The following is a 2,257-nucleotide window of genomic DNA, read 5'->3' as shown; positions in this document are numbered from 1 at the left end:
TGGGAGTGGGACATGGCGGGTGTCTCGTCGCAGTGGCGGTATTCCCACAACTACCGCCACCACGTGTTCACCAACGTCATCGGCATGGACCACGACCTCGGATACGGCGTCCTGCGGGTCACCCGCGACCAGCAGTGGCGGCTGAGTAATCTGCTCCAGCCTGTGCGAAACGTGTTGTTGGCCATCATGTTCTAATGGGGCATCGCATCGCAGGGCCTGCACTCGCAGCATAATCGCGCAGCGACCGACGCCGAGAAATCCGCTCACACCCGAGCGCTGATCCGCAAGATTGCCCGGCAGGCCGGCAAGGACTATGTGTTCTTTCCCGCGCTGAGCCTTCGGCGATGGCGCCGCACGCTCACGGCGAACCTGGTCGCCAACGTGCTACGCAATGTGTGGGCGTACGTGGTGATCTGCTGCGGGCACTTCGCGGACGGCGCGGAGAAGTTCACCCCTGCCGCACTGGAGGGTGAGACGAAGCCCGAATGGTACTTGCGACAAATGCTGGGCACCGCGAACTTTCGCGCTGGGCCGATGTTGGCGTTCCTCAGTGGAAACCTCTGCTACCAGATCGAACACCACCTCTACCCTGATGTCATGAAGGAGCGGGGCCTCCGCTCCTCGTGTCCGTTCCGAGCGCGCATGCTCGGGGTGCTCACGTTTGTTACGACGAAGGAGGCCCCTGTGAGCGAATTCTATGAGGGTCGGCAGTTTGTCGGTATGGATCTGCATCGACGCCGCTCGGTGTTGGTGCGGATGAGCGAGACCGGCGAACAGTTGGAGACGGTACGGATTCTCAACGACCGTGACGTGCTGGCTGAGGTGATGTCCCGTGCCGGCGAGTCGCCGGAGGTGGTGCTCGAGGCGACTTACGGGTGGTACTGGGCCGCCGATGCGCTCGCCGAGCTCGGCGCGACGGTGCATCTGGCGCACCCGCTGGGGGTGAAGGCGTTTTCGTATCGGCGGGTCAAAAATGATCAACGCGACGCCGCAGATCTGGCGGACTTGCTGCGGATGGGGCGTCTGCCGCACGCGTGGATCGCCCCGCCGGAAACAAGGGAACTACGCGAGCTGGTGCGGCATAGGGCCAAACTGGTCGCGATGCGATCCCAGTGCAAGGCCCACGTGCACGCGGTGCTGGCCAAGGGCGGTGTCTGGGTGCCGATGACCGACCTGTTCGGCGTCGAGGGAAACCTGCTGCTGGACAAGGTCACGATGCCCGCACCGTACAAAGAGCGGATCGCGTCGTTGCGCCGGTTCATCGAAGGGTTCGACGCGGAGATAGACCTGTTCACCGGTCTGGCGCAGCGTCGGCTGAGCCATGATGCCGGCTACACCGCGATCCAGCAGATCCCCGGCATCGGGCCCGTGCTGGGGGCGGTGTTCGTCGCCGAGATCGGGGACGTGCACCGCTTCCCCGGCCCCGCCCAGTTGACCTGTTGGGCCGGATTAACGCCGTCCCACCACGAATCCGACACCACCGTGCACCGCGGCCGGATCACCAAGCAAGGCTCGCGCCTGGTGCGGTGGGCGGCGATCGAATCGGTGAAGATCCTGCCCGACACCAGTCACATCGGCGCGATCCGCGAACAAGTCGCTCATCGCCGCGGCAACCGCAACATCGGCGCCGTGGCCGCCGCCCGAAGACAGCTTGAGCTCGTCTTCTACGGGCTGCGTGATCACCACATCCGTGCCCTGCACCACCCACCCCACGCGGCGTGAGCAGCCAGACTCGGCCGGCTGCGGATCGTGCAGGTCATGACCCCCGAACCCGGCGAGGTCGCCCCCTCTGATTGATCCCGACCGACCGTCTCCCTGCGAACCGCTTCATGCCGCACACCGCGGCGAAGGAATGACCGGCAGCCCCATCGCCTGCCCCGCACCGGGAAACCGGCACTGAAGACGTCAACGACCACCCTTGCTACCCACCCCGAAAGCAGGACAACCACTTTCGACCTCCCTGCCCTGAACAGCATGCGCCGAACGGCGTCGCCGTCAAGGCCCTACCGCCGCTACGCGGTCGGGCTCCGCCCGAGCCTTGACCCCGGCGCCTACTTCGACGCGCCCAGCCAGGACAAGGAAGCTCGCAGAACCAACAAAACAACACAGAGGTTGGTCTTGACAGGCCCCGCTCCTTCAGGAATGACCTGCGGAAAGGATAGGGACCCGTCCGTAGGTCGTCCGTGTCGTCCGCGGACGCGTTTCGGACGAGTTCGGACGGGTTACGGACGACTTGCCAAACACCCCGAGATTGAGC

The 2,257-nt window shown here is 65.0% G+C and carries 1 protein-coding gene and 1 pseudogene; both read left to right on the top strand.

The genetic code is table 11. The annotated features are described in order from the left end of the window. A pseudogene (locus WB402_RS15890) lies at window positions 1–609 on the top strand (fatty acid desaturase family protein); the annotation flags it as partial. A gap of 75 nt (window positions 610–684) precedes the next feature. Then, window positions 685–1,722 (top strand): IS110 family transposase, encoded by a 1,038-nt coding sequence (locus tag WB402_RS15885; protein ID WP_424209601.1) that lies wholly within the window; start codon window positions 685–687, stop codon window positions 1,720–1,722. Window positions 1,723–2,257 lie beyond the last annotated feature (535 nt).

Source organism: Sulfuricaulis sp. (assembly GCF_049587675.1).
Classification (GTDB): Bacteria; Pseudomonadota; Gammaproteobacteria; order Acidiferrobacterales; family Sulfurifustaceae; genus Sulfuricaulis.
This window is presented reverse-complemented; position numbering and strand designations above follow the sequence as displayed.